Source organism: Neobacillus sp. PS3-12 (genome assembly GCF_030915385.1).
Lineage (GTDB): Bacteria > Bacillota > Bacilli > Bacillales > Cytobacillaceae > JAEVLT01.
This window is the reverse complement of record NZ_CP133268.1, coordinates 3,122,770-3,147,868: the sequence shown is the minus strand read 5'-3', so window position 1 is coordinate 3,147,868 and position 25,099 is coordinate 3,122,770. Positions and strand designations below refer to the sequence as shown.

The following is a 25,099-nucleotide window of genomic DNA, read 5'->3' as shown; positions in this document are numbered from 1 at the left end:
GTACTTTAAATATCTTGATAGGCAGGTATACCCGCAATACCTTCTGCTGATTGGATCGCATTTAAAATGGCCAATTCCATGACCTTTGCCGCCAAGGCTCCAGCCATGTCGACTGGAATTCGGATTCCACCAGTTGCTGCTGCAAAAATGGTATCACCGTCGTTCATGGTATGTACTGGATAAATGGTCCTTGCATATCCATCCTGCGCCATTTGCGCAACTTTGTTAGCCTCACTCTTTGTTAAATTAGCATTTAAGGCTACAACGCCAATCGTGGTATTGGTGCCCGCCGGAATGACCGCTTGGTAGTTTTTCTCAAGTAATGCCATACTATCAATCATTGTGTTCCTTTTTCGATCATAGGCACCAGCCATTATTTTTCCAGCAGCCAGATCACGGACCTCGCCCACTGCATTTACAGCCACAATAGCTCCAATGACAATCCCGCTTTCTAAACGGATCGAAGCACTGCCTAGTCCTCCTTTCATACAGTAGTCAGGTCCAGCCAGTTTGCCGACTGTTGCCCCGCATCCTGCTCCAGCATTACCTATTTTGAATTTTTCTGAGGAAGCTAATTGTGCCGCTTCATAACCCATTTCTTTATTGGGACGCACCTTTGAATCGCCCACAGCAAGGTCAAACAGAACTGCCCCCGAACAATGGGGACCTTGGCGACACCTACATCAAGACCAATTCCCTTTTCCTCTAAGTACTGCATCACACCAGACGCAGCATCCAAGCCAAATGCACTGCCGCCGCTCAAAAGAATACCATGAACCTTTTCAACGAGGTTGATTGGGTTCAACAAATCGGTTTCTCTCGTGCCGGGAGCAGACCCTCTTACATCTACTCCCCCAACAGCTCCATCTTCAAAAAGAACAACTGTACAGCCCGTTAAGGCGTCCATATTCTCTTTTTGTCCGACCTTTACACCAGGTACATCTGTAATTTGTCCCATCATTCAACATCATCAGATATCTTTGACTTTTTGCTTTTCCCAATTTGTTTCCATGACAAAACAACTGCTAATGTCACGATCATTCCCACAATTGCCTCAGGAATTCCATTTGTTATCGCTACAGTCCAAGCTACCTTTGCATCCATGTAATGACGGACTACCGCCATACCCAGCACCAGCGCCGTATTTGTTAATGTCCCTAAAAATGATGAAATAGCAATAGCCAGGAACTCACTCTTGCGGTGAATGCCTGCATAGACAAGCCATGCCACGATTCCAATAAACAAGCGCGGTACAATCGCTACAAGGGGATCTTTAAACAGTGGTACTGTTGCATTTAAAAACGAAGACACTCCAAAGATTGCACCGACAATTAGACCCACAGCGGGTCCTTGCATAATACCACCGATAATCGCTGGTATATGCATAATCGTTGCATTACCAGCTGCAGTTGGAACTGGAATATACCCCAGCCTCGTAACACCTAATAAAATCGCAACTGCCCCCAAAACACCAGCAATAACGATATCCCGTACCGTTAATGACTTTTTCACTGCATGCTCCTCCTTTTAAACACCCTTAATTTTTTCTCCAAGAACTTAATAAGGAAAGCTATATAAAAACAAAAACAAGGCAATTATTATTCCAATAACAAGAATGATGTAATCCTTCATCCCAGCTTTATAAACTAGAAAGGATGTCCGCTCACCGCCTGGAGTATAGCAGCGTGACTCCATCGCTAAAATAAGATCTTCAGCCCTGGATAAGGCTGTATTAAATAAAGGAATGATAATCGGGAACATATCCTTCGTTCTTTGGATGATCCTCCACCAGCTCCCGGAATCCAAAATCAGCGCCTCTTGATGCCTGCGCCTTCATCATTTTTTCCATTTCCATTGCAAAGGTGGGAACAAAGCGAATCGCAATCGTGGTGATTAATGAAATTTCATGGACTGGAAATTTAATTTTATGAAGTGGACTTAATAAACTTTGGATCGAATGTGTTAACTCTGTGATCGATGTGGATAGAGTTAACACACTACTTAAAAAGATAATTTCTATAAACCGAACAGTTGAAACAATAACTAAACGAATGCTTTCACTCGTAATCAGAATAAATCCGTAATGTACAAATACCCTTCCGTGTGAAAAAACCTCACCCTGAAAAAGCAGCTGCAAGATTGCTAAGATAACAATAAAAGGAATCGCCGGCTTTACACCTGACAGACCATAGCTAATAGGAATTCTTGATGCCCAAAATAAATAAAAAGATAAGATAAGGCCAATAAGGTTTCCGATATAACTCGTATTAAAGGCAATCGCTAATACAAGAATGATAAATAAGAATAACTTAATTCTTGGGTCTAATCGATGGATGTAAGAATCCGTTGGCACATACTGCCCGATGGTAATATTCCGGGTCAGTTCAAATTCACTAGCCATTGTGCCCCCCCTCTGCACTGGTAAGAACCTTCATAATTTCGGTGGATGCTTCTGAGATTGTAAAGGCCGATGTATTAACCTTGTATCCAAGGCCGGCAAGTCGATAAAGAACCTGGACGGTTTCAGGTGTTCCGATTTGGAAACGCTCAAGTTTTTCTTTATCTGAAAAAATTTCTTTAGGTGTTCCATTTAATACGTCCGTTCCATTTGCCATTACATAAACTCGATCAGCTAAAAAGGCCACTTCCTCCATATTGTGTGAAACAAATAACACCGTTAACTTTTCTTCCTTATTCAGATACTTAATTTTATCTAACAATTCATTTCTGGACCTTGGGTCTAACCCTGCAGTTGGCTCGTCAAGAACCAAAATTTTTGGTTTTAACGCCAATATGCCGGCAAGTGCAACTTTTCGTTTTTGCCCGCCGCTTAGGGCAAAAGTTTGACGGTCCTTCATTTCTTCAAAATCCAGTCCAACTACACCCATTGCCCATTTAACCCGCTCCCTCACTTCTTTCAGTGGCAATCCAAGCTTAAATGGCCCATAGGCGATGTCATCACCAATAATTTTCTCAAAAATTTGATCTTCTGGATTTTGAAAAACAAGGCCAACTGTTCGCCGCAGTTTTTTCAGGTCGACAGTTCTTTTTGATAAATCATGCCCATCGATTACAACCTTTCCTGCTTCGGGTCTCATTAACCCATTAAAATGCTGAATTAACGTCGATTTTCCCGAACCAGTATGCCCAATGATGGCAATACATTCTCCTGCTTCCGCATACATATTTACGCCTTTTAGCGCAACATGTTCCATTGGAGTGTTTTTCATATATGTATGCGATAAATTATCTACCTCAATGAGAGGTTGCTTGGGACTGTTCAGCTTTATTCCCCCCTGTATTCCTACCTAGCCTTACTACTTCAGAGACGAGCTCATCTTCTTGAATCAAATCATTTGAAAAGTTTGGAAATTGTTTGTGAATGATTTCAGCTATTTGGCTAACAGATGGTACATCCAATTGAAGCTCAGTTAATTGATCTTTATGTTGAAAAATTTCGCGTGGTGATCCATCCATCACAACTTGTCCGCCCTCGACCACAATTATGCGGTCTGCTTCGGCTGCCTCGGACATTCGGTGAGTGACCGTAACAATCGTCATTCCCATATCATTCATGTTTTTCATAACTTGAAGAACTTCTTTACGGCCAAAGCTATCGAGCATACTTGTTGCTTCATCAAACACGATACAATCGGGATGCATTGCTAACACTCCTGCGATAGCAACCCTTTGTTTTTGTCCTCCCGATAGATGATGTGGCGGCCTTTTGCGAAAATCAGACATCTTCACAACACTTAATGCCTCATCAATTCGCTTCTTCATTTCTTCCCTGGGAACTCCAATGTTTTCAAGACCAAATGCCACATCTTCTTCTACAATTGTCGCAACAATTTGATTATCTGGATGCTGAAAAACCATGCCAACTGCTTGGCGGATTTCCCTCTTTTTACTTTCGTCGTTCGTATTCAGTCCATGAACCCACACATCACCCGAATTTGGTTTCAATAAGCCGTTTAAATGCTTGGATAATGTTGACTTGCCAGAGCCATTGTGTCCAATAATGGCGACGTATTCTCCAGGGAAAATCTTAAAAGATACATCTTTTAAGACTGGAACGGAAGTTTGTTCATTGATTTTATAAGAAAAAAAGACATGTTCCAGGCGTATAATCGGTTCCACTTTTTCCCCTCCCTATCTTATTATTATTCCAAAAAAATATCGATACACATATATCGATTTTATTAAAAGTTTAAGTTTTGTAAAGATGTTTATTGTCATTATACAAATGTCGATAAATTATCGCCAATTTCAAGTCTAAATCGCCGAAAACTTTGTAAATTTCTCATTGCTTTTGTCAAAACTTCGTTAAAAAGAAGAATGAAATTCACTTGGTGAATTTCGTTTTCTCCACTTTCTTGGGTAATTTTCAACAATGGATTTTACTACAAGTCCAATTTCAAAAATAACTAATGTAAAAATCACCCATATCCCTGAGATAATAATTAATCTTTGAACATAAAAAGGAAAGGAAGATGAATTCGATTGACTTAAATACGTAAAAGTATAGAACATTGCAAACGTGAATACTCGGCTCCATTGACTGACATCATAAACGAACATAGCCTGCTTCCATCCATCATATTTAATTCGGATAAAAAGCCTCACAAGCTCAACTATTTCGATCACCAGAAATACAATGGCGGCACAAATCCAAAGGATCATCACACTTTGCTTTGTTAACAAATGCGAAACAAGACAGGCGAGCCCTGTTATGGACAATGCTCCATGTAGAATACAGTTGGTATTATTCCAATCCATTCGGATCGACCATGACCCGAGCTTACTATACCGCTTAATAATCAATAAAGCACTAACGATATAGAAACTAATCCCAAATATTGTGAAAAAAAGAGCAATTGATTCTGGTACACCTTTGTAAACTGTACTAGCCAATAGCACGATGGATTGCGTACTTACCGTTGTAAGTAAAAGGACACCATGAACGCGGTGGGTAAGACGTTTTTTTATTACATCTACTAGTGCTCGTAACGAAATCCATATATATAAAGCCCATAGACCTATATTCATGCATAAAAGGATTTTCACGAACACGCCCCATTCGTTAAACTGCTTGTCAAGCAAGATTCCACATATTGAAGTTCCAGCAACCCATGTCCCGATCCCAAAACGATTAATGGGATTCGAATAATGCAATTCATTAAATTTTTTATTGAGGCAAGCTAACAAAAAGGAAAATACAAAAGAGCTCCATAAGACCAAATCAACAATACTAAGGATTCTTCCAGGTATGCTATAAAAAAATCGGGTTCCAAAGAAATTTAAAAGAACACCCTGTGTCGTGATCCCTAATGACATAACGACGGCCATTGCAGCTGTACTGACATATATTTTTTTTAAAAAGATAAACAGGCTGATGCTAAATGTAAAAAATAGGTATAGGTAAAAAAACTCCACTGTAATCACCATATAAATGTAAATTTTGTTCACTTAATTGTAACATTTATATGTTGCTTTTTTATATATTTTCTTTTTAAAACAAAAAAGGACTAGGTAAGGTAAGCCTAGCCCTGTCTATCATTCGTTTTAGCCCATTTTTGCCTGTCCGGCTGATTGGTATTTTCTCATCGGTCCTTTTTCAAGAACCTCACGAAGGTAAAGGTTACCATTCGGACTAGTCTTTTTGAGGAGCTCCAGGAGGTATGTAATATCATCCATTGCTCGGTGTGTTTGAAATTCTGTTATCTGATGAGATTGTAAAAGGGTCAAGAGCTTTCCGTTAGGAAATCCGTATTTTTTCCATGGAACCCCCCGCATTGTACAATACCATTTTAAATCATTTACCTCAGGATAAAGCCGGTACAAAAAACTACGGTCAAAAGAAGCATTGTGAGCAAACACAGAATCGGCCCGGTGGAAATAAGTTTTAATCTTCATATCTGAAAAACTTTTTCCTCGTACCGATTCAAAGGGAATACCATGAACCTTAAATGCCTGATTATAATTTTTAAGTGCTGAGCTCGATTTAGGCTCCCTTAAAAAGGAATCTTCCTCAAGAATCTCAATCACTTCACCGGTTTCATTCCGATAAGAAAATAACTTTAAAGCAAGCTCAATGACTTCATCTGAATCCGGACCCAATCCCGTTGTTTCAACATCCACTACCAAACCTAGCTTATTCTGTTTACTCAAGTTAACCATCCTTTTACTAATCTTCTTATCATAATCATAATATAGCTAGGTTTGCATTACTATCCTGTAGATCAAGATCTATTTTTTTAATTCCCCAATCCCAGCAAGGAAAGCTTTTATGATTAACCTTAGGCTGACATCCAAGTCAAGTGCAAGCTCAAGTCCGCCTTTTTGCTCCAATGAGGAAAAGCCATGCAAAATGCTGCGAAGCCCTCTTACAGCATGCAAGGCACTATCCCCTTCTAAATCATATTCCCGTAAAACATTAATGGTTAAGTCGATAATTTTTCCGCCAGATAATTGAACATCCTGGTCCTTTGGGTCAGGGGCAAGTAAGGTTGCTTCATATAGCCCTGGATGTTTCCTTGCAAAGTTAATATAGGTTTTACTTAATTCTATGATGGCATTTTCCCCTGTAAGTCCAACTGCCGTTGCTGATAATTCCGCATACAATTTATTTAAACCGAGGATGGCTAATTCTTTTCGTAACCCAGGTAAACCCTCTACATGATTATATAAGGATGGCGGGCGAATATTTAATCTTTTAGCAAGGTTCGCTAAGGTAACTTCCTGTACACCAAATTGATCGGCTATATCTGCTGCAGCTTCGATTACGGTTTCTAGATCAAGTGCTACTTTTGGTCTTGGTGACATCTTTCTTTCCCCTTTATTCCATTATTTTTCCAGATGTAAAATTGCCGTCTCTATTGCATGAACTGGTTTTTTGATAATCTCCCCATGGCCAACTGCAAGAACTTCTGGTTGATAGCTAACAATTTTTTTTGCGCTTACCAAAGCGGTTTTTTTACTCCAGGTGCCGAATGCTGGAAACGGAAATAACAGTTTCAAATCTCCCGCTACGGCAATCCCCCCTCTTGATTGTAACGCATCACCGGCAATAATGGTGTTTGTTCTTTTATCTAAAAATGACATTGAACCTGGAGTATGACCAGGAGTTTCAATGGCAATAAGGGAACCGATTGTATCTCCGTCTTCTAATAAGCCGTCAGCCCGCGTTTTTAGACTTTTAGGAACACCGCCCTTAATTGGACTTTGGTCTTCATGCAGATCAAGAGATAAATCTCCTTCCATCAACCGTGAATCCCGTTTTGAAATATAGACCGGTATATTGGGGAGTTCTTCTTTCAAACGGTCTAATGCGCCAACATGGTCCCCGTGCGCATGTGTAAGAATAATTTTTGAAATGGGCTTTCCAATTCTTTGTGCACTGTTTAAAATCCCCTTCGAACTAAAGGAAAGCGCTGCATCTATTAATGTTAAACTATCCTCTTCTTCAACAAAATAACAATTAACCGGGAAAAAACTTGGCATAAACGTTAATTGGTACAAAAAACCATCCTTTATCACTCTCATATCCCAATCCCCTTTAACTAATATCATTAGTTTTATTTTAACTAACGTCATTAGTTTTCACAACTATTTTATTAAAAATAAAAAAACCTATAGCGGGAATGAGCTAAGGTTTTAACTGTATTATCTATTAAAAAGAATTGCTTTTGCTTTGGCGATCAGATTTTCCTGGTCATCATAAATCATGCAATCTGCATGGGTAAGACTTCTTCCTCCCTTTGAAACTTGTGCGTCTGCTACTAAGTATTTCGCCTTTGTGCCCTTTAAAAAGGTAACATTCAGATCTACCGTCACCACTTTTTGGACATTATTCTCATCAGCACCAACTGTATTGCACATGGCAACATCTGCAAGTGAAGAGATAATGCCTCCATGTACTACATCTGCACTATTGATATATAGAGGTTTCACAGGCAATGTTACTTTTACACGACCTTCACTAATTTTCACACATTCTAATCCTAAAAACTCGTCAAATGGCTGAATGATAAACATGATATCCCCCTTATTTATATTCATGTTATTTTCAATTCGATTTAAGCAGTCATTGTTCCTGCTTTACAATCTTCGTACTTTACTAAAGTAAGAAATTAACCATCAAAAAACCTGCCCCCAAGGGAACAGGTTTTATTCGACTTATTTACTTTTACGCAGCTATTTTTTCTGGACGGTCTTTTAACTTGTGACCTTCCCATTTTGAAATAACTATCGCTGCTAAAGAGTTTCCAACAACGTTTACGGCTGTACGAGCCATATCCAAGAGACGGTCAACTCCTAAGATAAACGCTAAACCTTCAACTGGAATGCCAACACTACCTAATGTAGAAAGAAGGACCACGATGGAAACACCAGGAACTCCGGCAATACCTTTAGAAGTTACCATTAAAATTAAAACCAATGTAATTTGATGTCCAATGCTCAAATGAATTCCATACATTTGTGCAATAAACAATGCTGCAATTGCTTGATAAAGGGTCGAACCATCAAGATTAAAAGAGTAGCCTGTAGGAATAACGAAAGAAGTGATTCCTTTTGGACAACCGATTCTCTCCATTTTTTCCATTATTCTTGGTAGAACCGTTTCCGAGCTGGCTGTTGAATAACCTAAAATTAACTCGTCCTTTAGGTAACCTAAAAGCTTAAAGATATTATATCCTGCCATTTTGGCAACAATTCCAAGGACAACGATCACAAAGAAGATCATAGCGCCATAAACAGTGATAACAAGTTTTCCGAGCGGAATAAGAGATGATAAACCAAATTTAGAAACGGTAACACCGATTAAGGCAAAAACACCGATTGGGGCAACCTTCATGATTTGGTTAGTAACATAAAACATGGCATCTGCCGTTCCCCTAAAGAATTTCAAAATCGGCTCACCTTTTTCACCGATTGCGGCAACACCAAGTCCGAACATAACAGAGAAGAAAATAATCGATAACATATCGCCATTTGCAAATGCTTGAACAACGTTAGTCGGTACGATATTTACAAATGTATCAATTTTCGAATGTGACTCTGTTGCTTTTTCAGTTGTTACATAAGCGGTCATATCTGATTTAATAAGCTGTGAACGGTCAACACCTGTACCTGGATGAACCATATTCGCTACCAGCAGTCCGACAACAATTGCAATGGTAGTGATGACTTCAAAGTAAATCAGCGTTTTTCCACCAAGTTTTCCTAATGACTTCATGTCACCTGCACCTGCAACCCCAACGACTAGACATGAAATAACGATCGGAACAACAATCATTTTAATTAATCGTAAGAATATAGCACCAAATGGTGTAAGAATTTGCTCAACATGTGGATTACCATAAAAAATCGCACCAACAATGATTCCGAGTATTAAACCAATGAAAATTTGCCACGCCAAACTGATCTTTTTCACTAATGTCTCTCCCCCATCTATATAGTATTTAGACAGACAAAGATATATCTCCCTACATAAAAGTATTTTAAAATAGGAAGTTCTTTATCCAAAACTTTCTTAAAATAACATAAACTCATTTTAACTCATTTGATTCATATTAACAATATATAATTTAGATAAGAATAATCGCATATTGATATATAAACGGTCATTAAATTATTTTTTAAATATAGTGATTATTATACAAAATTATTTATTTTCAAATAATAAAAAGACCCTGCGATAATTTACAGGATCCATTTTATATTCTTTGGGCTGCTATTAATTGAATAACCGATTAACTTCAATTTCTAATTCCTCAAGCAAGTTAAATGAAGATTGCAATCCCAGACTTGCCAGTACATTTTGGTAGTACCATTTTTGTTGATCCTTTCCTCGCTTAAACTTCGTCCATACATCTTCTCCCATTTGTTCATAATCATCACTGATCGATCGAATATTATGCAGTTTATCAGCACATACAACAACGCGGATCTCAAGGGGTGCTGTCTTTAAATACTCAATTGTATGCTTTTTTCTGTCTTCCCAACCTAGTGTCTTATCAGGTTCCGAACATCCCTCAACAATCCTGGCAATCTTTAGCCCAAAAGTTTCCTCTATATTTTTCAAGGTAAGCGGTGTGTCTTCAACCGTATCATGTAAAATACCAGCAGCAATAAGTTCATCATCATAACCTGCTTTCATTAAGATCATCCCTACCGCTACTGGGTGAGTGATATACGGAATCTTGGTCTTTTTACGGTATTGATGATCATGAGCCATAGCTGCAACCTGCAATGCTTTTTCAATTAAATCCATTCAAAATCAACCTCCTTCGTTGAAGCCAAAAACCATTTTTCTCCATATTATCATTTCTCTAAAAAAAACGGCCATACGAACAATTTTCAAGGTACTTGCACAAATTTTGTCTTATTGCATAAAAATATACAGACATTTAGATCAGAAATCGAAAAATGGAAGAGCTCTGTCGATTGCATATTTTTCGGAATGCAACATTTTCCCCATTTGTCTCAAATTTTGCTTACGCTTACAACCGGCCTTTTGGGGATGAATAACTATCATCTTTCGTTTTAAGGCAAGAATATGGGTTGGTCGGTAATTTAACAGTTGCAGCGGTTTGCTTTAAACAACTTTTGTTCATACTGTTTTTAATAAATTATTTCCCTCCTACACATTAGTGCCTAGAAATATCAACGTTTTGTAGTTGCTTTTTGAGGGAATGAAATGAGGGGTAGTGAAAATGTTAAAGTTCGACGATCTAGGGAAAGGAAAGCCTATTGTACTGATTCATGGTCTTGGCAGTAAAAAAGAGGCTTGGGCTCCACAGCATGAACTCGCCAATCATTATCGATTAATTATTCCTGATTTAAGAGGCCACGGGGAAACAGATTTAAACGAAGACCTAACCGTTAAGAACTTTGCTTCAGACGTCATTGAATTGTTGGAACATCTAAAAATCCGCTCAGCCTTCTTTTGTGGATTATCGTTAGGCGGAATTGTTGCTCAGGAATTGTACCGGCAACGACCTGAAATGGTAAGAGGATTAATTCTTTCTAACACCACTTCTTATGTTCCTTCAATATTAGGTCAACGAATCCTCACCGAGTCACGCAAATTGCTGCAAGAAGGCGAAGAAACATTGGTAGACCACATTGTGACAAGAGGGTTGTACGATTCTAAATACAAGGAAGAGGCAAAAAAGGCCTTTCATATTCGAGACACATATCTTGAGTCCGCAAAAGCATCATTAGGAATTAACTACTTTTTTATCCTTCCAACGATAAAAAAACCTGTCCTGCTGATCGGAAGTACCCATGATAAGGTTACACCTTCAATAAACCTATATATGATGGGTATATTTTTAAGACGGGCACGAACCGCCTTATTAAAGAACACTGGACACCTTAGTAATATTGAGAAAAAGGATCTCTTTAACAAATATGTCAGCGATTTTGTCGCAACGAGCGCTTAAAAATGTAAGCGCTCGTTTGTTTGTTAGATTCCTTACTACTAAAACCTACTAATTGTAACAGGAGTTACTTTAAACTCTGGCATTTTGGAACTTGGGTCTAGATTTGGGTTTACCACCCGATTTATGCTTTGTAGATCCCCCCAATGAAAAGCAACAAAAAGAGTATCCTCCCGTATTCCAGCTGTATAACAAATCCTTAATACAGCACTGCCCCATTTTGATTGCACTTTGGCTAATACTTGATCATCCAATTGATACTTTTTGGCGGTTTCAGGATGAATGGATAAAAGCGGCTCATCACAAAGCTGCTTTAGCTTTGGACTTTTTCTTGTTTGCACTCCAGTTAAGTAGTGATGCATGACCCGGCCTGTCGTCAGCAATAATGGGAATTCCACGTTAACAGGCTCCTTTAGGTCACGATTTATCACTGTCGAAATTACTGCCTTTCCGTCCTCATGGGCAAAGCTCTTTTCAAAAAGAAGAACACTCCTGCGATGCCCCTCCAATGGCGATGGCCAAAATACTCCTTGCTCCTCCTTTAACCGCTGGTAGGTGATCCCGGAATAATCCGCAATACCGTCTTTACTTGCCAGCCGAAGCTCATCAAATATTTCCTGGGCGTTGGAATATGAGAAGTACTGCCCTTTTCCTAACCCAAAAGCTAGATCTCTGAGAATTTCCCAATCATGCTTTGTTTCGCCTGGATTCCTGCGGTTCCCTTCCCTTAGGACTACCCTTCCCTCCAAATTTGTCAGTGTTCCGGTATCCTCTAAGTATGACGTCGTCGGTAAAATAACATCCGCCATCCTTGCTGTTTCGGATAAAAATAAGTCGACTACCACTAAAAAATCGAGTTGTTTTAGGGCTTTTTCAACAAAAAGAGCATTTGGATTCGATACGACAGGGTTGGATCCCATTATCAAAAGTCCGTTTATTTCCTTTTCCGCCATTTTTTCAATCATCTCATAGGCAGAGACACCTTTTGCCGGAAGATCATGTTCCTCAATCCCCCAAACACCAGCGACATAACGCCGATGTTCAGGATTCATAATCGATCGATACCCTGGAAGCTGATCGGCTTTTTGCCCATGTTCCCTGCCTCCCTGGCCGTTTGCTTGACCAGTAATTGCTCCATACCCGCAGCTGGGTTTGCCAATTTTACCTGTAACTAAAACAAGATTAATATAATTTTTCACCGTTTCCACACCGGTCGAATGCTGCTCTGCTCCTCTTGCCGTTAGTACGATCCCTGTCTTCGCTTTTCCAAATTTTTCTGCAGCAAGCTTAATTTCATTTTCCGACACATCTGTCATCAACGTTATTTCTGCTAAATTAATAGATTGAAGATAAGTATTCAGTTCTTGGAAGCCCTTTGTCCGCTCCCCGATAAAGTCCTTGTGGGTATAGCCCTCTTCCATTAAAACCTTTAGGATTCCATTTACTAGTATCCTGTCTGTGCCAGGCTTTATTTTAATATGAAGATCAGCCAGTTTCGTTGTCGGTGTTTCCCTTGGGTCAATCACAATGATAAAGCTGCCGTTTTTCTTTGCTTTTAAAAAATAGGGCATTAATGTTGGCTGACATTCAGCAATGTTTGTTCCCGCGAGAATAATACACTCGGCTTGAGGGATATCGTTTAATTCGAAAGTTAGACCACGATCCATTCCAAAAGCGAAGTTAGCTGCTGTTGCTGCTGAAGACATACAAAACCGCCCATTATAATCAATGTATTTGGATTTTAAGCCCACTCTTGCAAATTTGCCCAGCAGATAGGCCTCTTCGTTCGTTAATGAACCGCCGCCATAAACCCCAATTGTATCTGCCCCGTGTTCGGACTGCAGCTGCTGAAATTTTTCACAAATATAGCGAATGGCAAAATCCCATGATGACCGCTGAAATTCACCGTCCACTTTGACCATTGGATAATAAAGACGCTCATGATTGACGGCATGTTCATGAGCGTTGATCCCTTTTATGCATAACCTGCCTTCAGATGTTGGATCCTCTTTATTTGGTTTCACTTTATACCTTTTCCTGTTGACTATTCTTTCTTCTATGACCTGCATCGTGCATTGAACACTGCAGTACGGGCATCTCGCATCATAAATTTTTTCACTATTAAATTCCTTGGATTTAGCTTGAAAGTTTGAAAGAAAGTTATTCATACCCGATCAAATCCCCTTGCTGCTGATCCGACCTTAATTTCTTTTTTATCAGCAATAAGACGGTTTTCTTGAAGAACAGGTTCTTTAAGGAAAATCGCAATCGCAAAGCAGGAAATTGCAACAATGCCAATCACCCGAAAAAAGATGGAAGGGCTCACGAAGCTCAAGACTGTTAAAAAAGCTACGCCGCCAATATTCCCAAAGGCCCCCACCATGCCGCTTATTTGACCCGTTATCCGCTTTTTGATCAGAGGCACAAACGAAAACACAGATCCTGCACCTGCCTGAACAAAAATCGAACAACCTACGGTTAACACCAAAGCGAGAATTAATGGCCATTTGGCAGAAATCATGGACATACCAAAGTAGCAAATACTTAAGCAGAGTAAAACGAATAATAAGGTTTTCTTCCTGCCAAATCGGTCACTCACGAATCCGCCAAGAGGCCTGGCAACCAGGTTCATAAAAGCAAAACTGGAACCGATCATGCCTGCGTGAATCACGGATAAGTTAAAGGTATTCTGAAAAAACATCGGAAGCATGGATACAACCGCAAGCTCTGAGCCGAAAGTAATCAAATAAGCAAAATTAAGAATGGCCACTTGTGCGAATGAATATTTTTCACTTTCAGGGATTTCCTTGTCGAAGATCTCATTGTTATCTGTCCATATTTTAGTAAGATTAACAAGGTAAAAAATAGCGAGCAGGCCATAAATGATAGCAGCAACATTGTTTGTGATCAGCGATGTTGTGGCTAGTTTCCAGATAAGAACACCTAAAATACCATACATAGGAAACGTCATCATCATTAATCCAAACATATCCTTCAGAGATGTGACTTCCAGTGTACCTCCCCGTTTGGCCCGTTTATAGCTTTTTCCTTTTGGTGTATCCTGAACAGAAAAATAATAGAAAACACCATAAATAAGTGATGCCGCTCCGGTTAGCAGGATGGAGTAGCGCCAGCCGTTCTCTCCCCCATCCAAAGCGCAAGAAGGGGCAAGGTAAAAGCGGCTGCTGCAGAACCGAAATTTCCCCAGCCTCCATAGACTCCTTCTGCCAAACCAATTTGTTTTTCAGGAAACCATTCTGAAACCATTCGAATCCCAATCACAAACCCTGCTCCGATTACTCCTAGAAAAAGTCTAGAGATAAACAGCTGCCAAAAAGAAGTGCCTAGTGCAAAGCAAAAACAGGGGATGCTCATGCTTATCAACAATGCAGAGTAAACCTTTCTTGGTCCAAATCGGTCCACTAACAAACCAACGATCATTCGGGCAGGAATGGTTAAGGCAACGTTAAAGCTCATTAAAATTCCCATTTCCTCTTTTGATAAGTGAAGTACCTTTATAATCGTTGTGGCGAACGGAGCCATATTAAACCACACTACAAATGTAAGAAAAAAGGCGAATGTCGTTAAAAAAAGAATTTTTTTGTTTCCCTTATAAATCGTTTCGTTTTTCATGCTCTTACCTCCAATGTTGTCGCAAAAAAAATAACAGAAATCAAATATTGTTCCTGTTATTTTTTTATAGTGAGTAATCACTCATATAAGCATTATAACCGAGCTGATTTCTCTCTAGATTTGACCTCCAAGTCATGTTTTTCTTTCTACAAAATCACAATTACATCCTCATTTACAATTTCAGTTTCATAGATTTTGACACAGCCGAAGTCGGGCTCTTGGACCTTCCCATCGACAACACTGATTTTCCAATCATGCATTGGACAGAAAACATGCTCTCCGCTAAGGATTCCTTCCGCTAATACACCGCCTTTATGCGGGCAGCGGTTCTCAATTGCCCGAACATCTCCATTTGCCAGACGGAACAAGGCAATTTCCAGAGCCCCAATTTTTACCGTTTTTCCAAGATTCATCGGTAAATCAGTTATTTTTGCCACTTTGATGCGATATTGGGTAACCTCCATCATTTTTCCCCCCTTAATTCATTTCAACTGGCACATTAACACTCTCATAAAGCTCCTGCTGAATTTTTTTACTATGAATGGCTTCCTCCCATGGATCGTTCAATACGCTTAATGCTAAATCTAAACGCTCATTCAGCTCTTGTCGGGTCTGTTTGTTTTCAAGCACCGTTTTAATCGTTTCGAGTCCCTTGCGTTCCACCCATTTGGAGGTACGCTCTAAATAATGAGCTGTCTCCCGATAATATTGGAGATACGCTCCAGTGACTTCGAGTACTTCTTCCTCGTGTTTCACTTTGCAAAGAAGATCACCTGCTCGAAGATGTGTTCCTCCATTACCGCCGACATAAATTTCCCATGCTCCATCAACACCAACCACGCCTAGATCTTTTATGCCCGATTCAGCGCAGTTCCGTGGACAGGCAGATACCGCCATTTTTACTTTATGTGGTGTACTTAACCTCTCAAATTTCTTTTCCATTCTAATACCCATTCCAATCGAGTCCTGTGTCCCAAATCGGCAAAAGTTTTGCCCTACACAAGTTTTTACCGTCCTCAATGATTTTCCATAAGCATAGCCTGAGGGCATTTCAAGATCGGCCCACATACTTGGAAGGTCTTCCTTTTTGACCCCAAGCAAATCAATTCGTTGTCCGCCTGTCAGTTTAATTAATGGGACATTGTATTTCTCAGCGACATTGGCAATTTTCCGAAGCTCCTCAGCATTCGTTACCCCGCCATACATTCTTGGGACAACGGAATAGGTCCCATCCTTTTGAATATTGGCATGGAGCCTTTCATTAACAAATCGCGATTCTCGCTCATCTTCATAATGAAGAGGATCGAGCATTCCTAAATAGTAATTGAGGGCAGGCCTGCATTTGGAGCAGCCATCATCTGTTCCCCAGCCAAGAACATTCATGACTTCTTTTATATGGGTAAGACCCTTATTACGGATTTCCTCAACGACCTCATCCCTTGATAACGTTGTACAACTGCAAATCGGCTCTTTTTGTTCCGCTTTGTTAAATTGATCACCTAAGGTGTACGCTAGTATATCGGCAACTAACGATTTGCAGCCGCCGCATGATCTAGATGCATTCGTGCATCCTTTCACTTGTTCGACTGTCGTCAATCCTTGTGATTGAATTGCATTCACAATAGCTCCCTTTGTTACCCCATTGCAGCCGCAAATGATTTCTTCATCAGCGATTGCCGCTACCAAACTAACACCTTCTTGTTCCTTGTGTTCCGCTGTTATATAGGCTGAAATATCTGCTTCTTTTTTTATAAGATTTAATAACCGATTCCCTTCACTTGTATCACCAAACAAAACAGCGCCAACGATCATGCCTTCTTTAATGAGAATTTTTTTATATGTCCCATGATAATCATTGAAAGACTTCATTGTTTTCGTACCTTGATCTTCCACTATTTGTCCTGCTGAAAAAACATCTACGCCTGAAACCTTTAATTGGGTTGATACCGTCGAGCCAGTGTAGGGTGTTTCTTGCATACCACAAATCCTTTGGGCCAATACCTTACCTTGCTCATATAGTGGTGCAACTAACCCATAGATCATGCTCCTGTGTTCCGCACATTCTCCGACTGCATATATATTGGAATGGCTCGTTTCCATGTAGTCATTGACAAGAATGCCGCGATGAATGGAAATACCGCTATCTTGAGCCAACTTGGCATTGGGCACGATTCCCACTGCCATGACAACTAAGTCTGCTTGTATTTCCTGACCATCACTAAAGCTTAATCCTTCAACATGTTCACCGCCAAGAATCTCTTTTGTATGCTTTTCCAGCAGGAAATTCATCCCTTGTTTTTCCAACTCTGTTTGTAGCAGTTTCCCTGCAATGGAATCAAGCTGCCTTTCCATTAAGTGGCTGCCTATATGAATGACATCTACTTCCATTCCTAGGTTTAGAAGCCCCCTTGCTGCCTCAAGACCCAATAAACCTCCGCCAATGACAGCTGCCTTCTTATATTTCTTCGAATACTCGATCATCTTTTCGCAATCACTTATATCTCGAAAAGCCGTTACTCCTTTTTTATTAGCCCCAGAGATTGGCAGAATAAAAGGAACAGAGCCGGTTGCCAGAATTAATTTGTCATATTCGACCATGCGGCCTTTATTTGAAATGACGATTTGATTGGCTGGGTCAATTTTGACAACTGTTTCCCCAGGATATAAATGAATTTTATTTTCTTCATACCAGCTCCAATCGTTAATCGTGATGTCCTTTATGGATGTATCACCTTGTAACACCTTCGAAAGCTGGATGCGATTGTAATTAGGATGTGGTTCACTTCCAAAGATAAAAATTTCGAAGCGGTTAGGCTCGAGTTTTAAAATTTCCTCAATGCAGCGAACACCTGCCATTCCATTCCCGACTAAGACTAACTTTTCCTTTACCAAGATGAATCCCCCTCAAGTTACTAGTTGTTAATATACATAACATCGTAATGTTATTATTCAAAAGATTCTATAAACCTGTTATAAAATCTGACACGGATTTTTAAAACGTAACACAGCCCAAATTTTTTAATGTAAACTAAATTAAAATTTAAGTTGACATATAGCGTGTTTGAAAATAAAATGAAAATTAGAAAAAATACTATTCTTTTTAAACATGGAGGTAAATTATGAAGGTCTTAGATCTTACATACATAGCTTTTTTGCAGCTATTATGGGGGCAATGGGTTTTGTCCCGCCGATTATGCTGTCGTTCACACCTGTTCCTATCGTATTGCAAACATTAGGGGTTCTTCTTGCCGGTACCGTATTAGGTGCGAAACGTGGTTTTCTTTCAATGGTTGTCTTTTTATTAGTGGTTGCTGCCGGGATGCCGCTTTTATCTGGCGGCCGAGGTGGGGTTAGCGTTTTTGTCGGACCTACGGCTGGATTCCTGCTCTCTTATCCGATTACTGCAGGCTTGGTCGGATTGTTGGTCCACCGTTTTCACAGTATAAAGTTATGGAAAATTTTACTCGTTAATCTCACTGTAGGGATATTCTTAATCTATTTAATCGGTGTCCCTGTTCAAGCATTCGTGATGCATATTTCGGTTCTAACAGCTGCGAAATTCTGTTTAGTGTATATACCAGGAGATATTTTAAAAGCAATCCTAGCATCCTATTTAGCTTACAGACTATTAAAATCACCGATTTCTCTCCAAAAAGTTACCAAAGTTACCGAGACACATTAACGTGTCTCTTTTTTATTAATCAAACGTTTGATTAATAAAAAAAGGCTTAAATCTGTTGTATCTCTCCTATTTTTTGCTATATTTTAAATTATAGAAAAACGAGATAGAGAGGGATAGTTTATGATTCAAAATGTATTCTCAACGTTGTTTGGTGTAATTGTTCCACTTTCTATACCAGTTATAATCGGGGCTTTGCTTGCACGCTATAAAAACCTTGAAACGAGAGCCTTATTAACCGTCTCATTATATTATTTAAGCCCCGCCCTTATTCTCGATACATTACTGAAAGCCCAAGTCTCTCACAACGATATCTATATGACGCTAGCATTTTCTATTTTAGATCTTATATTATTATGGGCAGTTGCAAATGGTATTGGCAGACTCTTGAGGTTACCAACCCCAGAAGTATCAGGGCTTACGCTAGTTTCATCCTTCACAAACAGTGTAAATTATGGTCTCCCGCTGGTTTTACTGGCTTTTGGTAAGCTTGGCTTAGATAAAGCATCGGTTTACGTCATTTCGCAAATGGTAATCGTGAATACGATTGGCGTGTATTTTGCAGCTCGCTCCCAATTTTCTGTAAAAAATGCTATTAAATCGGTTTTTTCACTCCCATCCATTTATGCTGCGATCTTGGCCCTTGTTCTCCGCAGCTTTGATCTCCACTTGCCCAGTGGCGTTGCAAAGGGCGTTGCTATGATCGCAAACGCTTATTCACCGATTGTTCTAGCAATCTTAGGTGCACAAATGGTAAGCGTTAAAGTTGCCAAGTTAGACCCTAAGGTACAATTATCTTTCTGGGCTGGAATGTTTGTACGAATGCTATTATCACCCTTTGTTGCGTTACTTTGCCTTTCGATCTTACATGTCAAAGGAATCTTGCATTCCGTTTTGTTTATATTGGCGTGTATGCCCGTTGCCGTCAATGCCGTCATCTTAGCTGAAAAATTTAATGCCTCGCCTAAATTTGTTTCAAAATGTATCCTCTGGACCACACTTATCTCTTTTATTGCTTTGCCATTTATGATCGGTTTTGTTAAATAATCCACCGTAATAATTTATAGTATATCTGCTTTCAACATGTCTGTTGATTGGCGCTCCAGGCACTTCGCTTTCTGCGGGCGTGCCAGGAAGCCTCCTCGTCGCTTCGCTCCTGCGGGGTCTCCCCTGCCCCGTACTCCCGCAGGAGTCTTCGTGCCTTCCGCACCAGTCAACAGAGTGTTTTCAAAAAAGACCTTCAGCTCAACTAATAAATAATAAAAATATGTGGTGAATGTTTAAACCAGAGATTCTAGCCAAAATGAAAATTAATTTGTATCTATTGATTAATTGATAATAATCCCCATATTCTTCGTTTGATTGATAAACATATTGATTTTTCATTACAAACTCTTATTTCTTCAGCCTACAAAAATATAAAGAAGATTCCAACACACATGGCAAGGTTAGAAAAAGTGTGTTGCAATACTTTAGGTTGATTTGCCACCCTGTTGATTGGAGCGGAGGGCACTCGACTCCTGCGGGATCAGAGGTCACTGGAGACCCCACAGGCGCCAAAGCGAGGCTCCAGGACCCCCTCCCCGCGGAAAGCGAGTGCCCGGAGTGGAAATCAACAGGCCCACTAGCAGGGACAGTAGTTTGATATATTACTACAAAACAACAATTACAGAGAAGATACTCTTTCTCGTCATTATGAAAAACAGGCGCCAAAAGACGCCTGTTTTCGTTTTTATTCCCGATTAAATACTTTTTCACCTTCATAATGTTACTAAATTCCCTATTTTTTGAAAAAAATCTAAAAAATTGTATTATAACAGACAACTTTCGACATAAACCTGTGTTATATAATGTTAATATTAGGTATATTCTGATATTTTTACTATTTTAGGGGGAATGAGAATAAGATGAATGTACCTTTAGTTTTAACTCACTTTTTGGATCGAGCTGTATCACTTTATGGAACAAAAAAAGCCATTTTTTGTGATGAAAGAGCCCTTACCTACCAAGAGTTAAACACCAGAGTGAATCAATTATCACATGGACTTCGCAACTTAGGGATAACAAAAGGAGACAGGGTAGCCTACCTTGCCCCAAATTCAGTTGAAATGCTCGAAGGATTCTATGGAATCTTTCAATTAGGCGCTATAATGGTGCCGTTAAATATCCGATTAAAGCCCGATGATTATCTCTTCATTCTAAACCACAGCGAAGCGAAGGTACTATTTGTCGACCAAGACCTCTATCACTTAATCATTCCCATCAAAGACAAACTAGTAACAGTAGAAAAAATTATCGTTCATTATAAGGATGAGCTCACAGAAGAGACAAGCTACGACCAGTGGCTTGCTACTCAAAGCATTCTCCTGTTTGACCGTGAAGAACTTGACGAAAATGACGTTTGCAGTCTTTTATATACCAGCGGTACAACCGGAAATCCTAAAGGCGTTATGCTTACACATCGAAATAACTACATGCACGCCATGAGCTGCATGCACCATTTACGTGTATCTGATCAAGATGTTTTAGTGCATGTACTGCCAATGTTCCATGTTAACGGATGGGGTTCACCATTTTATTATACGGCTAACGGTGCTGCACAGGTTTGCTTAAGAAAGGCTACACCTGAAACTATTTTTCAAGCATTAGAACAACACAAAGCTACCGTTATGCATATGGCACCTACCGTACTCAATTCATTAATGCAATTCTATGAAAAAAATGTTCCTGAAATTCAGCAGAATGTAAGGGTTGTCATTGCTGGCTCCGCCCCTCCTCCTGCGTTCGTAACACGTGTGGAAAAAGAACTTGGCTGGGAGTTCATTCAGGTTTACGGAATGACTGAGTCTTCCCCGTTGAACACCATTTCAACAATCCGCTCGCATCTTGATGTGCCTGTAAAAGAGCAATATCGATTAAAGGCCAAAGCCGAATATTCCATGATCGGGTGTGATGTAAGGGTTGTAAATGAGTTTGGTGAAGATGTTGCACATAACGGAAAAGAGATCGGCGAAGTTGTGATGAGAAGTAATGGTGTTATGTTGGGTTATTGGAAAAATGAAACCGCCACAATGGAAGCAATCCGTGACGGGTTCCTTTATACCGGTGACATGGGTACTGTTGATGAATATGGCTACATTGATATTGTTGACCGCAAGAAAGATGTTATTATCAGCGGTGGAGAAAACATCTCCTCGATTGAAGTAGAAGGTGTCCTGTATGATCATCCATCCATTCTTGAAGCAGCTGTAGTCGCTGCACCACATGAAAAGTGGGGAGAAACTCCACATGCCTTTGTTGTATTAAAAGAAGGACAACAGTTAACGGAAGAAGAAGTCATTGCTTTTTCAAGGGAAAAACTAGCCCATTTCAAAGCCGTTACCGGAGTAACCTTTGTAAAAGAATTACCGAAAACGGCCTCAGGAAAAATTCAAAAGGTTCATCTAAGAAATGAATACTGGGAAACGCATGGTAAAGCAGGAAGATTTGTAAACTAGTAAGAAAGTGAAAGTGTTCGCAAGTAATTGGCCGTTTCTACGACGAGAAACGGCTTTTTCATTTGGCTCTGACTCATGATTCTACGAGGAAATTAGCGGATTTTACACTACCGGCCAATGATTCTACACATTCAAGGGCAGATTCTCCATTTCTTCGGGTGTACTCGCCAATTCCATTTAATTCAAAAAACAATAGTTCCAATAGTACAGGAATTACTGTAATATAACATTAAAGGTTAAGAATCTTCAGTATTATTTTTCAAACGCAAGAAATTACATACTATTATGGCTTTTAAGCTGGCGGAAAATTTCCAATGACCAATCAAAAGCAGGTGTAAGCTCGTGGATATCAAACATTTGCAATATTTTATTGAAGTGACAAATTTTAATAGTTTTTCCCGTGCTGCTGATCATCTTTTTATTACGCAGCCTACTATTAGTAAAATGATTAAAAATCTGGAGGAAGAGCTTGGCGTTGCCCTGTTTGACCGATCCCGAAAGCAAGTAACCTTAACGGATACCGGACAGGTTATTTTAGAGCAGGCAAAATTAATTAACAGAGCTTTTAATAATCTAGAAATGGAATTAGATAATCTATTAGGACTTAAAAAAGGACATATTCGGATTGGCTTGCCTCCCATTTTTGATGCTCGTCTTTTCCTCAAAATAATGGGGATTTTTCATGAAAAGTATCCAGGAATTACTTTTCAAATTGTCGAAGACGGCTCAAAAAAAATTGAGGATGATGTAAGTAAAAATTTACTTGATGTAGGCGTTGTTGTTCTTCCCACTAAGGATGAGATGTTTGATCATTTTTCATTTTTAGAAGAAGACCTCAATCTCATTCTTCATGCTTCACATCCTTTAGCGAACAAGAAAGAGGTCAATTTAACCGAATTGGAAAATGAATCTTTTATTTTATTAAATAAAGATTTTGTTCTTAACGATCTCATTATTTCAGCCTGTAGTAGTGTGGGGTTCATTCCTCGAACGATATCAGAATGCTCACAACGGTCTTTTATCGAGGAAATGGTTTCAAGTAAACTGGGAATTTCGCTTTTACCAGAAAGCATTTGTCAGCAATTACCCACCACTGTGAAATCCATAAAAGTCGTAAACCCTTCAATCAGCTGGAGGCTCGCCATTATTTGGGGGAAAAATCAGTACCTTTCTTTTGCCGCAAAAGAGTTGCTGCAATTCACGAAAAAAGAGTTTACATGCCAAATGCACAAGGTCTAACAAACAAATAATTACATATTTCGGAAACATTTGTCGAAAACGGTTCTTAATCAAGAACCGTTTTTGTCGAAATAAAAGATCCTTATTTCATATGAATGAAAGCGGATACATAGATTGTATCTATATAAAAAATAAAATATAACCATTTTACTTTCGATAAAAGCGGTCATAAACTTGGGTTAGATAGTGAAAGACATATAGAACTTGGTATTCATGATTCTAAAATGAAAGGAAGTAAACAAAGTTCTATGATGGAATACAGGTAACTGGAGTCAAATCCAAATAAATGATTATGTCGTCAATTGTCGGAATATTGGTGAAAAAGAAGAAAAACCCTTTGCATAGCGATTAATATCACTCGATAAAGTAAGTCGAAAATTATAATGAAAAATCTTAAAAGATTTTTTAGGAGGAAAAATTAAAATGGTTACATTTACAAGTCTTAATGAATTAGAAACTACGAACATAGCCCTGGTGGATCTTAAAAAAGCTTATCCGGATCTTTTTGTAAAATTCTTAGATGCTGTAAATCTTACTCGTGCGTTTCAATTTAAATATCATTATTTAGTCTCATTAATTTTGAATGAGGATCCTAGACAAGATACACCAAACTTTGTCTATGGCTCCGTACTCCGCCTATATAAGAGAGAAGTGCAAAAGCTTAAAGATGATGTTGACTTTCATGTTTTAGAACAATTTTTTATTGAAAACAAAAATATGGATTCTACAAAGATTTGTCTTTTAGCTTTAGGCATGGCTCCTGATTCACTTGTCGGAACTACCTTCTTTAAGTAAACAATTCACAAAGTAAACGTGTGCAACATCTTTACAGATGTTCCAATAACATCATGCTTATTTCATTTTATTACTCATCCTCTTTTGAGCCTGACCCCATTACAGGGGTTAGGTATTTTTTTTGCTGGAGAATCTTTGGTACCAATAATTTTTATAAAATTCATTTAATTATTTTACATTTTCTTAAAACTGGCTCAAAATAGAGTTAAGATACATGTATTAAAATGAGGGATGGCGATAAAGTTTTCATATTCATGAGAAAGGGGAAGAGACTGATGAAAGTTTTTCATGCCTTTTCTAAATTTGAAGTCCATATCTTTAAATATGTGAATCAGCATTTTGATAAAAAAAAGTTAAATTTCTTTTTTCGCACGATAACGCATTTAGGCAGTGCTGTCTTTACAATTGGGATTATGCTTATTTTACTGATCTTCACCTCTAAAGAGACAAGACTGGCTGCTTTCGCAAGTGCCCTTGCTTTAGCACTTAGTCATTTACCTGTACAAATTGCTAAAAAACTTTTTCCACGAAAAAGACCGTATTTGACCTTGGAAGAAACAAGGTTCCCTGCAAACCCGCTTCAAGACCATTCTTTTCCTTCCGGACACACAACGGCGTTTTTTTCAGTAGTAATTCCATTTGTCTTTCTAACTCCAATCCTTGCTCTCCTCCTTATTCCTTTAGGGATTTGTGTTGGGATCTCAAGAATATATTTAGGGCTGCATTATCCTTCAGATGTCTTGGCTGGCGCCCTATTAGGAACATTATTTGGGTATCTAAGCTTTTTTCTATTGATCATTCATTAAACT

At 39.1% G+C, this 25,099-nt stretch carries 22 protein-coding genes and 2 pseudogenes; 7 read left to right on the top strand and 17 right to left on the bottom strand.

Annotated elements, in window-relative coordinates:
- Nucleotides 1-5: 5 nt before the first annotated feature.
- The 12 genes and pseudogenes from RCG17_RS16040 to RCG17_RS15985 form a co-directional block, all read right to left on the bottom strand.
- A pseudogene (locus tag RCG17_RS16040) lies at nucleotides 6-961 on the bottom strand (P1 family peptidase).
- Nucleotides 958-1,512 carry an ECF transporter S component gene (locus tag RCG17_RS16035; protein WP_308171155.1) on the bottom strand — a complete coding sequence of 185 codons (555 nt, stop codon included), beginning with the start codon at nucleotides 1,510-1,512 and terminating at the stop codon, nucleotides 958-960. The pseudogene RCG17_RS16040 and the gene RCG17_RS16035 overlap by 4 nt, the downstream one beginning before the upstream one ends.
- 45 nt (nucleotides 1,513-1,557) lie before the next feature.
- Nucleotides 1,558-2,401, bottom strand: a pseudogene (locus tag RCG17_RS16030) (energy-coupling factor transporter transmembrane protein EcfT).
- Nucleotides 2,394-3,215, bottom strand: coding sequence for an energy-coupling factor transporter ATPase (locus RCG17_RS16025; RefSeq protein ID WP_308171154.1), 822 nt, complete (start codon nucleotides 3,213-3,215; stop codon nucleotides 2,394-2,396). The pseudogene RCG17_RS16030 and the gene RCG17_RS16025 overlap by 8 nt, the downstream one beginning before the upstream one ends.
- Before the next feature lie 40 nt (nucleotides 3,216-3,255).
- A complete protein-coding gene (locus tag RCG17_RS16020; RefSeq protein WP_308171153.1) occupies nucleotides 3,256-4,140 on the bottom strand; it encodes an energy-coupling factor transporter ATPase in 885 nt (294 codons plus the stop codon).
- Nucleotides 4,141-4,326: 186 nt separating this feature from the next.
- Nucleotides 4,327-5,436 carry a TDT family transporter gene (locus tag RCG17_RS16015; RefSeq protein WP_308171152.1) on the bottom strand — a complete coding sequence of 370 codons (1,110 nt, stop codon included), beginning with the start codon at nucleotides 5,434-5,436 and terminating at the stop codon, nucleotides 4,327-4,329.
- Between the two features lie 129 nt (nucleotides 5,437-5,565).
- Entirely contained in the window at nucleotides 5,566-6,180 is a 615-nt protein-coding gene (locus tag RCG17_RS16010; RefSeq protein WP_308171151.1) for an exonuclease domain-containing protein, read from the bottom strand.
- A gap of 69 nt (nucleotides 6,181-6,249) precedes the next feature.
- Nucleotides 6,250-6,825, bottom strand: coding sequence for a TetR/AcrR family transcriptional regulator (locus RCG17_RS16005; RefSeq protein ID WP_308171150.1), 576 nt, complete (start codon nucleotides 6,823-6,825; stop codon nucleotides 6,250-6,252).
- 21 nt (nucleotides 6,826-6,846) lie between these two features.
- Nucleotides 6,847-7,545: an MBL fold metallo-hydrolase gene (locus RCG17_RS16000; protein WP_308171149.1), complete on the bottom strand. Its 699-nt coding sequence runs from the start codon at nucleotides 7,543-7,545 to the stop codon at nucleotides 6,847-6,849.
- Nucleotides 7,546-7,665: 120 nt separating this feature from the next.
- A complete protein-coding gene (locus RCG17_RS15995; protein WP_308171148.1) occupies nucleotides 7,666-8,037 on the bottom strand; it encodes a PaaI family thioesterase in 372 nt (123 codons plus the stop codon).
- 151 nt (nucleotides 8,038-8,188) lie between these two features.
- The gene (locus RCG17_RS15990) at nucleotides 8,189-9,436 is read right to left on the bottom strand and encodes a cation:dicarboxylate symporter family transporter (RefSeq protein ID WP_308171147.1); all 1,248 of its coding nucleotides are present in this window, start codon (nucleotides 9,434-9,436) and stop codon (nucleotides 8,189-8,191) included.
- Between the two features lie 303 nt (nucleotides 9,437-9,739).
- On the bottom strand, nucleotides 9,740-10,276 hold the full coding sequence (locus tag RCG17_RS15985; RefSeq protein WP_308171146.1) for an HD domain-containing protein: 537 nt from the start codon (nucleotides 10,274-10,276) through the stop codon (nucleotides 9,740-9,742).
- Nucleotides 10,277-10,718: 442 nt separating this feature from the next.
- Here RCG17_RS15985 and RCG17_RS15980 point away from each other — a divergent pair, with 442 nt between their 5' ends.
- A complete protein-coding gene (locus RCG17_RS15980) occupies nucleotides 10,719-11,450 on the top strand; it encodes an alpha/beta fold hydrolase (RefSeq protein WP_308171145.1) in 732 nt (243 codons plus the stop codon).
- Between the two features lie 38 nt (nucleotides 11,451-11,488).
- Here RCG17_RS15980 and RCG17_RS15975 read toward each other — a convergent pair whose 3' ends face one another.
- From RCG17_RS15975 to nirB, 5 genes are all read right to left on the bottom strand, one after another.
- Complete coding sequence (locus tag RCG17_RS15975) at nucleotides 11,489-13,615, bottom strand: assimilatory nitrate reductase catalytic subunit NasC (RefSeq protein ID WP_308171144.1); 2,127 nt, start codon at nucleotides 13,613-13,615, stop codon at nucleotides 11,489-11,491.
- Nucleotides 13,612-14,601: an MFS transporter gene (locus RCG17_RS15970; protein ID WP_308171143.1), complete on the bottom strand. Its 990-nt coding sequence runs from the start codon at nucleotides 14,599-14,601 to the stop codon at nucleotides 13,612-13,614. Before RCG17_RS15970 ends, RCG17_RS15975 begins: the two co-directional genes overlap by 4 nt.
- The gene (locus RCG17_RS15965) at nucleotides 14,559-15,080 is read right to left on the bottom strand and encodes an MFS transporter (RefSeq protein WP_308171142.1); all 522 of its coding nucleotides are present in this window, start codon (nucleotides 15,078-15,080) and stop codon (nucleotides 14,559-14,561) included. The genes RCG17_RS15970 and RCG17_RS15965 overlap by 43 nt, the downstream gene beginning before the upstream one ends.
- 146 nt (nucleotides 15,081-15,226) lie before the next feature.
- On the bottom strand, nucleotides 15,227-15,547 hold the full coding sequence (gene nirD / locus RCG17_RS15960; RefSeq protein WP_374120832.1) for a nitrite reductase small subunit NirD: 321 nt from the start codon (nucleotides 15,545-15,547) through the stop codon (nucleotides 15,227-15,229).
- A gap of 10 nt (nucleotides 15,548-15,557) precedes the next feature.
- Complete coding sequence (nirB, locus tag RCG17_RS15955) at nucleotides 15,558-17,972, bottom strand: nitrite reductase large subunit NirB (RefSeq protein WP_308171141.1); 2,415 nt, start codon at nucleotides 17,970-17,972, stop codon at nucleotides 15,558-15,560.
- 280 nt (nucleotides 17,973-18,252) lie between these two features.
- Here nirB and RCG17_RS15950 point away from each other — a divergent pair, with 280 nt between their 5' ends.
- From RCG17_RS15950 to RCG17_RS15925, 6 genes are all read left to right on the top strand, one after another.
- Complete coding sequence (locus tag RCG17_RS15950; RefSeq protein WP_308171140.1) at nucleotides 18,253-18,762, top strand: biotin transporter BioY; 510 nt, start codon at nucleotides 18,253-18,255, stop codon at nucleotides 18,760-18,762.
- A gap of 120 nt (nucleotides 18,763-18,882) precedes the next feature.
- The gene (locus RCG17_RS15945; RefSeq protein WP_308171139.1) at nucleotides 18,883-19,806 is read left to right on the top strand and encodes an AEC family transporter; all 924 of its coding nucleotides are present in this window, start codon (nucleotides 18,883-18,885) and stop codon (nucleotides 19,804-19,806) included.
- 860 nt (nucleotides 19,807-20,666) lie between these two features.
- The gene (locus RCG17_RS15940; protein ID WP_308171138.1) at nucleotides 20,667-22,256 is read left to right on the top strand and encodes a long-chain-fatty-acid--CoA ligase; all 1,590 of its coding nucleotides are present in this window, start codon (nucleotides 20,667-20,669) and stop codon (nucleotides 22,254-22,256) included.
- Between the two features lie 342 nt (nucleotides 22,257-22,598).
- Nucleotides 22,599-23,495 (top strand): cidABC operon transcriptional activator CidR, encoded by an 897-nt coding sequence (locus tag RCG17_RS15935; protein ID WP_308171137.1) that lies wholly within the window; start codon nucleotides 22,599-22,601, stop codon nucleotides 23,493-23,495.
- 423 nt (nucleotides 23,496-23,918) lie between these two features.
- Nucleotides 23,919-24,290, top strand: coding sequence for a hypothetical protein (locus RCG17_RS15930; protein WP_308171136.1), 372 nt, complete (start codon nucleotides 23,919-23,921; stop codon nucleotides 24,288-24,290).
- 275 nt (nucleotides 24,291-24,565) lie between these two features.
- Nucleotides 24,566-25,096, top strand: coding sequence for a phosphatase PAP2 family protein (locus tag RCG17_RS15925; RefSeq protein ID WP_308171135.1), 531 nt, complete (start codon nucleotides 24,566-24,568; stop codon nucleotides 25,094-25,096).
- The last annotated feature ends 3 nt before the right edge of the window (nucleotides 25,097-25,099 follow it).

Coding starts and splice junctions, on each gene's coding strand:
- RCG17_RS16025 (WP_308171154.1), bottom strand. CDS start 3,215: ATGGAACATGTTGCGCTAAAAGGCGTAAATATGTATGCGGAAGCAGGA.
- RCG17_RS16010 (WP_308171151.1), bottom strand. CDS start 6,180: ATGGTTAACTTGAGTAAACAGAATAAGCTAGGTTTGGTAGTGGATGTT.
- RCG17_RS16005 (WP_308171150.1), bottom strand. CDS start 6,825: ATGTCACCAAGACCAAAAGTAGCACTTGATCTAGAAACCGTAATCGAA.
- RCG17_RS16000 (WP_308171149.1), bottom strand. CDS start 7,545: ATGAGAGTGATAAAGGATGGTTTTTTGTACCAATTAACGTTTATGCCA.
- RCG17_RS15995 (WP_308171148.1), bottom strand. CDS start 8,037: ATGTTTATCATTCAGCCATTTGACGAGTTTTTAGGATTAGAATGTGTG.
- RCG17_RS15985 (WP_308171146.1), bottom strand. CDS start 10,276: ATGGATTTAATTGAAAAAGCATTGCAGGTTGCAGCTATGGCTCATGAT.
- RCG17_RS15980 (WP_308171145.1), top strand. CDS start 10,719: ATGTTAAAGTTCGACGATCTAGGGAAAGGAAAGCCTATTGTACTGATT.
- RCG17_RS15975 (WP_308171144.1), bottom strand. CDS start 13,615: ATGAATAACTTTCTTTCAAACTTTCAAGCTAAATCCAAGGAATTTAAT.
- RCG17_RS15965 (WP_308171142.1), bottom strand. CDS start 15,080: ATGAAAAACGAAACGATTTATAAGGGAAACAAAAAAATTCTTTTTTTA.
- nirD (WP_374120832.1), bottom strand. CDS start 15,547: ATGATGGAGGTTACCCAATATCGCATCAAAGTGGCAAAAATAACTGAT.
- RCG17_RS15950 (WP_308171140.1), top strand. CDS start 18,253: ATGGGTTTTGTCCCGCCGATTATGCTGTCGTTCACACCTGTTCCTATC.
- RCG17_RS15945 (WP_308171139.1), top strand. CDS start 18,883: ATGATTCAAAATGTATTCTCAACGTTGTTTGGTGTAATTGTTCCACTT.
- RCG17_RS15940 (WP_308171138.1), top strand. CDS start 20,667: ATGAATGTACCTTTAGTTTTAACTCACTTTTTGGATCGAGCTGTATCA.
- RCG17_RS15930 (WP_308171136.1), top strand. CDS start 23,919: ATGGTTACATTTACAAGTCTTAATGAATTAGAAACTACGAACATAGCC.
- RCG17_RS15925 (WP_308171135.1), top strand. CDS start 24,566: ATGAAAGTTTTTCATGCCTTTTCTAAATTTGAAGTCCATATCTTTAAA.